Origin of the sequence: Rahnella sp. ChDrAdgB13, from assembly GCF_017655185.1 — a bacterium.
In the GTDB taxonomy this organism is placed as follows: Bacteria; Pseudomonadota; Gammaproteobacteria; order Enterobacterales; family Enterobacteriaceae; genus Rahnella; species Rahnella contaminans.
This window is the reverse complement of record NZ_JAEMGT010000004.1, coordinates 48,068-55,503: the sequence shown is the minus strand read 5'-3', so window position 1 is coordinate 55,503 and position 7,436 is coordinate 48,068. Positions and strand designations below refer to the sequence as shown.

Genomic DNA, 7,436 nt, shown 5'->3' with positions numbered 1-7,436 from the left:
CCAGAACTGGGCTGGGTGAAAGATAATCCGTACCCTGAGCTTTATGTCAAAGTGAATAACGCACTCAAACCTGTAAGAGCCCCCGAAATTGGTAGTCTGGGATACGGCTCAATCGCCGGTGAAATCCGTTTCGACCGGAATTCCACGGCACAATGGCTTAAACGTTTTGACGTCGATTTACCCGGTACGAATCCTTCATCCGTTCCACCTGAGTCAGAACCCGAGCGCATCACTGCCTTCACTGATAAGACAAATGCCGGAGGCAGTTGAAAGACTGCTTTTTTTATTCCCCCTCTGTCTGCCCTCCCTCAAAAACCCGATTTAGCACGAATAGCGCATTCTTTGTACGGCTCACATCCGCCTTAAAACTCTTTCAAACGCCTAAAAAACCCCGTCAGGCTGCGGGCTGTGAGGGAGATCACATCATCAGCTACCGTTTTTTTGAAACGTTAAATCCTTTTTTAAATTTTGTAGTGATAATGTTATATTCGTAGCCATCATTTGAAAAAATGAAGTTTCAGTAACGATCCCGCGTGTTTTTTTGCTAATTTCTTGTTCGATAGTCTTAACAAAACAGAACTGAACATTTAGAGAAACAGACGTCATGAGAAAGATACTTGGTATGCTTCTCAACCGTGACTCACTGGGTGCCAGCGAGCCTGCGGCCGCAGAAGACGAAAAATCCGTTGATGTATTGCTGGTCGGCGGCGGAATTATGAGTGCAACGCTGGGGACGTATCTCCAGGAACTCGAGCCGGACTGGTCGATCCACATGATCGAACGCATGGATAGCGTGGCACAGGAAAGCTCCAACGGCTGGAACAATGCGGGCACCGGTCATGCGGCGCTGGCAGAAATGAATTACACCCCGGTGATGCCCGACGGCTCTGTCGATATCACGAAAGCCGTGGCGATCAACGAAGCCTTCCAGGTTTCCCGTCAGTTCATGGCGTATCAGGTTCAGAAAGGCGTGCTGAATAACCCGCGCTCATTCATCAACAGCGTGCCGCACATGAGCTTTGTCTGGGGCGATGAAAACATCGATTTCCTGCGCAAACGCTTCGCTGCGCTTCAGCAAAGCACCCTGTTCCGCGGGATGGAATATTCGGAAGACCCGGAACAAATCAAACAGTGGATCCCGGCCGTAATGGATGGCCGTGACCCGAATCAGAAAGTCGCTGCGACACGCACCACGGCAGGCACGGACGTTAACTTCGGTGAAGTGACCCGTCAGCTGGTGGACGCGTTACAGAAAAAATCCAACTTCACGCTGGCAAACGGTCAGGAAGTGCGCGATATCCAGCGCAACCGTGACAAGACCTGGCGCGTCACCATTACCGATCTGAAGCACAGTCACAAACACCACGTCGTGAATGCGAAATTCGTTTTCATCGGCGCGGGTGGTGCATCGCTGACATTGCTGCAAAAATCCGGCATCCCGGAAGCGCGTGAATACGGCGGTTTCCCGGTCGGCGGTGAATTCCTGGTGACTGAAAATCAGGACGTTGTGAAACGTCATCTGGCTAAGGTTTACGGCAAAGCCGCCGTGGGCGCGCCGCCGATGTCCGTTCCGCATCTCGACACCCGCATTATCGATGGCAAACAGGTTCTGCTGTTCGGGCCGTTTGCTACCTTCTCCAGCAAGTTCCTGAAAAACGGCTCCCTGTGGGATCTGTTCGGCAGTGTGAACAGTTCCAACCTGTTGCCGATGACTCACGTGGGCATGGGCAACTTCGACCTGGTAAAATATCTGGTCGGGCAGGTGATGCTCAGTGATGAAGACCGTCATGCCGCACTGAAGGAATTCTTCCCGCAGGCCGAGCAGAAAGACTGGAAACGCTGGGTCGCCGGACAACGTGTGCAGGTCATCAAAAAAGATGGCAAGCACGGCGGCGTTTTGCGTCTGGGCACGGAAGTGGTCAGTGCGAAAGACGGCAGTATTGCGGCATTGCTGGGAGCCTCTCCGGGCGCGTCCACGGCAGCGCCTATCATGATGAAATTGCTGGAAACGGTCTTCAAAGAGCGGGCCGCCAGTGCTGAATGGCAGGCGAAATTCCGCGAAATCATTCCATCCTACGGCACAAAACTGAATGGTAACGTGGAAGCGACCGAGAAAGAGCTGCTGGAAGCCAGCCGCATTCTCGAACTGGAAACCCCGTCAATGAAAACGACGCCGGTTGCCGAAGTGATTCAGTTGCGCCCGCTTGAAGCCGAAGCCAAAGAAGAACCGAAAAAGCCTGCGGATATCGCACTGTAAGTTCGGATTTCAGAAAAACAAAAACCGCCTTTTTCACAGGCGGTTTTTTTTATGCCCATAATTCCGATCTACATGCCGGACAATGGTTTTGCGATATTTGCTGCTTTCACACGCGCCGTTTCGTTCTGTGATTCCAGCACTATTCTCGCCAGCGGCGTGTCTTCGTGATATCGGGTTTTATCGTCCAGTCCTTTAGAATATTTATTATATTTCCACCACGCGTAGCCAAGGAACAGCACCAGTCCGCCGACGTTATAAAATACAATGGTGATAATGCTGGCGCCGGTCGGGAAGGTTGAGGCGATAAACCCGACGGTGAAAATCACAATCAGCGTACTGACAATAGTGATCCCCTGCATTCTGGAACCCATCTTAAAATCGCGCTCAACGCTGTCGTATTTCAGGCGCAGGTTCAGGTATGCCAGCATAATAAACAGCGGTGGCAGCATTGACGCGGCGGCGGTCATGTTAATCAGCGTATTCATTAAATCCTGCACGCTGTCGGAACCTAATGTTGGAATTAACATCAGCGGGATAACAATAAGGAACTGGATCCACGCCGCACGTGTCGGAACGCCATGTTTATTCAGACGAATGGTTTTCTCGCCAAAAATCCCCTTAGGAATTTCAGTAAAGAAGATTTTCACCGGCGCGGCCGTCCACATCAGCAGTGATCCAAACATGGCGGTGAAAGAAACCACGCCGACAAAACGGTTCATCAGGACGGCCGGTAAACCAAAGTGCGCCGATAATCCTTCAAAAACCTGTACCGTACCGCCGGTGAAATGCAGTGCGGACTGTGCCACAAAAACGTTAATCAACAATGACGCGATGGAATAAAGCACGCCAATCACCAGCCCGGAAATGATAATGACTTTCACAAACGACCGGCTGCCGCCTTTGACGTCATTCACATAAACCGCCACGGATTCTGCTCCGCCTGCCGCCTGGAATATCCACGCGATAATGCCTAAGAATGCCCAGTTAAAGTGCGGCGTCATGGCCTCCACGTTAATCGGATTCGCCGGTTCCACGCCGCCCATTAATGCCGCGCCTGCCAGCACAATATAAGAGAACGTCAGCAGCAACATTAATGTGGATGTTACCGACGTCATCGGACCGAGTAATTTCGCGCCGCTGTTGGAAATTAAAGTCGAGAAGGCGAACAGACAGATGCTGATAATCGCCGTAGTGATTGGCGTGAAAATATAGTCGTGCCCTAAAAAAGCGTACGACGCATAGGCAATGACGCGCGGAAGTAATGCCGTGAAGAAGAACAAATTCACGAACCAGTATGTGTACGCGGTCATAAATGCCCAGCGTCCGCCGAGTGCGCTTTTTACCCAGGCGTAAACTCCAGCTTCCGAGTTTTTATTCAGCGAGACAAACTCGGCGATGATCAGACAGAACGGAATAAAGTAAATGATCGTCGCCACCAGAAATACCGGAGCGGAGGCGATGCCTAACTGGATGTTATTGTTGATGACGTTATTGAAGCTAAACACGGCGGCAAATGTCATGGATAATAATCCAAATTTGCCTATGGTATTTCGACTGGACCCGGCCATAAATACTCTCCAACTGCGATGTTTGTAGGGTAAGTGGTTCTTGTTTTTTTATTATTTATTAACGAAATAACTCTCTTCGACGGTCACTTTTAATATGACTTTTTTGACGTCTTTTTCCGGCCTGAACCGGCAGGCTTCGTGGTTTTCAAAAATGACCACGCGGCCTTTATTCACCTTTACCGTTTCACCCTGACCGCTAAAAAATTCGCGATCCGTTTCATCGTCATAAGGCGAAATGCAATGCAGGGCAGATTTGGCAGCAAACTCGATTTCTTCTGCGCCTTCGAGGTAGTAATGCACGTCGAAATACCGGCGGTGACCTTCGAATTCTTCACGCTGAAACTCTGCGCCGGACGCTAACCGGTACACCAGCGAATCCCCGATGGAGTGAAAGACGCCGGAGTGGATTTTTTCAATATTATTAATGGCTTCCATGCAGCGCTGCCATTTTTTCCCTGTATGATAAAGCTGCTGAAATTCAGCCAAAGACCCGAGAATAATCATCAGTTTGCCTCCTGCGGCTGGATGCTGAATTGCGCGAGACTCAGGCTGTCGTTGTCCTGCTGGCGGAATGGCAGCATCGTGAAGCCGTAGCGAAATGCCGTGAAATACACGCGGTAGGAATCGAGCACTTCCGAGCCCCACGAGTTCGAGCCGAGCCCCATAATCTGGTGATCGAGATTGAGCGTCAGGCAGCTGTCCTGCGTGAGTTCGTCGATGTGCTGCGCCTGTTGCAGCATCTGCGAACTGTACGGCCACAGGCTGAAATTGAGCGGCTGGCGTGGCTGAATGAAAATCCCTTTTCCCGCGTCATCGCGAAGGCTCAGCCAGCGGATGTCCTGCCGGTTACCGTTGTCCTGCGGCATCGGATAATTTTCAAATAAGCGGCTGACCGGCTGCTGATAATGGCCGATCAGGTTGGCCTGGCGGCTGTCCGGATAGTTTTCACCCGGTCCGCGCCCGTAATATTCCACCTGCGTGAAGCGGCGGCTGACGCCAAAATCGAGGCCGATCTTCGGGATAATTGCATCGAAATGACCGTAGGGTGTGCCGGATAAATCGAGGCTCACCGCGCCCTGAGGCGTTATCTGCCAGCGGTAAACGCAGCGCATCCCGAAATCAAAGACCGGCGGTGCAATGATGCTGTGAACTTCAATTACTACGTCGCTATTTTGATTTTTCCAGCTCAGTGAGCGGAAATGTTGCTGCATGATTTGCAGATGGTTGGGCTGCCACAGGCCCTCGAACTCCTGTTTATGGTTGTCGATAACCGGCTTGAAGAAATTGAGTTTCGGCGCGCGGCCGGTGATCTCAACGCCGTCCGCCTGCCAGGATTTCAGTTCGCCGTCGAGACGGGAAAATTCGAGACGGAAGTTTTCGCCGCGAACGATCAACTGATGTTTTTGCTCGTCGCAGACCAGCGCTCCGGTGGCTTTAAGGTCAGGCAAAGTTTCCAGCGGCTGAGCTGCCTGCAACAGCACCTGGTAATGGCCGAGCGGATGATTCGCTTCGCTGTAAGCGGTCGGGCTGTTTTTGCTGATGCGGATATTCAGGAAGGTTTCCTGCCCGTTGTCGGTGAATTCCGGCAGCGGAACCGTTTCGCTTTCGCCGGATTGCAGATGCGGCAGGGCGATTTGATGGTCTTCCAGACAGCGACCTGCTACCTGCACGGTGAGCGTCAGCGTGATGTCTTCCAGTGAACTGAACCAGTAACGGTTTTTGATCCGCAGCGTATTGCCGGCGTGGCTGATTTCCACCGGGCACAACACCTGTTTGTATTCGCGCAGGCCGGGGCCGGGAGTCTGATCCGGATAAATCAGGCCGTCCATGCAGAAGTTGTAGTTGTTCGGATAATCGCCGTAATCGCCGCCGTAGGCGTAACGCGACTGACCGTTTTCACCGGTTTCCAGCAGGCCATGATCGCACCATTCCCAGATGTAATGCCCCTGAAGGCTGGCATGGCGGTTCATGACGGCCTGATATTCCGCTAATCCGCCGGGGCCGTTGCCCATTGCGTGGGCGTATTCACAGAGGATGCGCGGTTTGGCGTGCGGGTATTCGCCGAATGCATTCATCATTTGCACACGGGAATACATGGTGCTGATGACGTCGGTCACTTCTGCGTCACGGTCTTCTTCGTAGTGAACCAGACGGGTCGGATCAAGGGCTTTGCAGCGCGCAGCCATCGCGCGGATGTTACAGCCATAGCCGGATTCGTTGCCGAGCGACCATATAATGATGGACGGGTGATTTTTCTGCGCCATCACGTGACGCCCGATACGTTCCACATAGGCGTGTTCCCAGCGCGAATCGTCGGTAATGCGGCTCAGATCGCCGACGTTTGCGAAACCGTGGCTTTCCAGATCGGTTTCGGCCATCACGAATAAACCGTAGATGTCGCACAGTTCATAAAAGCGCGGGTCGTTCGGGTAATGCGCGGTGCGTACCGAATTAATGTTGTGTTGTTTCATCAGGATGATATCGCGCTCAACCCGCGCCATATCGACCGCGCGGCCTTTGCGATGATCGTGATCGTGACGGTTTACGCCGTGCAGTTTGAGGTAGCGCCCGTTGACGTAAAACAGCCCGTCACGCACGCAGATATCCCGAAAACCCACGCGCTGCGGCACCACGGAAATCACCTGACCCGCCTCGTCGTACAGCGTCAAAAGCAGCTGATATAACGCAGGATGTTCGGCGCTCCACTGGCGTGGCTGGCTGACAGGAATGTCCAGGCGACAGCGCGTTTGATCGCCAATAGTCAGGTTATCTGCTGACAATTGTGCCACACAGATGCCATCGTCGAATAACTGCGCGTGCAGACGATAGCCCCTGACTGGCTCGTGCAAATTACACAGAACGGCATCAATGTTAAGCACGGCGTCGCAGTAGTTCTCGTCAAACGCTGTCACCACGGTGAAATCGTTGAGATGAACAGGATCCCGGCCAGTCAGATACACATCGCGGAAAATCCCGGCCATCCACCACATATCCTGATCTTCGATATAGGTCGAATCCGCCCACTGCAACACGCGCACCGACAACAGGTTTTCGCCCCCCTGCACAAAAGCGCTGATATCAAACTCCGCGCACAGGCGGCTGCCTTTGCTGAACCCAACGTAATGGCCGTTCACATACACTTCAAAGTAGGTTTCGACGCCGTCGAATTTTATGAGGGTTTGCGCATTTTCCCACGCAGCATCGAGATGAAATTTCCGCTGGTATGCGCCGGTCGGGTTATTGGTTGGAACAAAAGGAATGTTGATTGGGAAGGGGAAACCCTCATCGGTGTATTGCAACTGGCCGTGGCCTTCCATCTGCCACATGCCGGGGACGGTGATATCGCCCCATTCTGCCATCGGTTGATTATAAAATTCGTCCGGGACTAAAGCCGGGTGCTCAAAATAACGAAACTGCCAGCGGCCGCTGAGCAACTGAAAATGCTGACTGGCCGCGCGGTCAAAGCTCAGTGCCTGCTGCGCATTTTCATAGCTGAAAAAGCTGGCACGCGGCGGTAAACGGTTTTCCGACTGCTTGTCGATGTTTTCCCAATTATTCACGTGAACTCTCCTGAGACGTGTTTCTATGGGAAATAAGATAGTAAATATTTA

The 7,436-nt window shown here is 52.4% G+C and carries 5 protein-coding genes; 2 read left to right on the top strand and 3 right to left on the bottom strand.

The window, feature by feature from the left end:
- On the top strand, nt 1-270 hold a 270-nt coding region (locus J8X26_RS02525), incomplete at its 5' end, for a type VI immunity family protein (RefSeq protein ID WP_208950075.1).
- 334 nt (nt 271-604) lie between these two features.
- Nucleotides 605-2,257 carry a malate dehydrogenase (quinone) gene (gene mqo, locus J8X26_RS02520; protein ID WP_208950074.1) on the top strand — a complete coding sequence of 551 codons (1,653 nt, stop codon included), beginning with the start codon at nt 605-607 and terminating at the stop codon, nt 2,255-2,257.
- Between the two features lie 68 nt (nt 2,258-2,325).
- On the opposite strand, the gene J8X26_RS02515 is transcribed toward mqo, so the two are convergent.
- From J8X26_RS02515 to ebgA, 3 genes are read right to left on the bottom strand one after another with little or no spacing between them, the layout of a single operon-like run.
- On the bottom strand, nt 2,326-3,825 hold the full coding sequence (locus J8X26_RS02515; RefSeq protein ID WP_208950073.1) for an amino acid permease: 1,500 nt from the start codon (nt 3,823-3,825) through the stop codon (nt 2,326-2,328).
- 51 nt (nt 3,826-3,876) lie between these two features.
- Nucleotides 3,877-4,329 carry a beta-galactosidase subunit beta gene (locus tag J8X26_RS02510; protein WP_208950072.1) on the bottom strand — a complete coding sequence of 151 codons (453 nt, stop codon included), beginning with the start codon at nt 4,327-4,329 and terminating at the stop codon, nt 3,877-3,879.
- Complete coding sequence (gene ebgA, locus J8X26_RS02505; protein WP_208950071.1) at nt 4,329-7,385, bottom strand: beta-galactosidase subunit alpha; 3,057 nt, start codon at nt 7,383-7,385, stop codon at nt 4,329-4,331. The genes J8X26_RS02510 and ebgA overlap by 1 nt, the downstream gene beginning before the upstream one ends.
- Between the last annotated feature and the right edge of the window lie 51 nt (nt 7,386-7,436).

Bases quoted from the DNA above. Each gene is read 5' to 3' on its own strand.
- mqo (WP_208950074.1), top strand. From the start codon at position 605: ATGAGAAAGATACTTGGTATGCTTCTCAACCGTGACTCACTGGGTGCC.
- J8X26_RS02510 (WP_208950072.1), bottom strand. From the start codon at position 4,329: ATGATTATTCTCGGGTCTTTGGCTGAATTTCAGCAGCTTTATCATACA.
- J8X26_RS02515 (WP_208950073.1), bottom strand. From the start codon at position 3,825: ATGGCCGGGTCCAGTCGAAATACCATAGGCAAATTTGGATTATTATCC.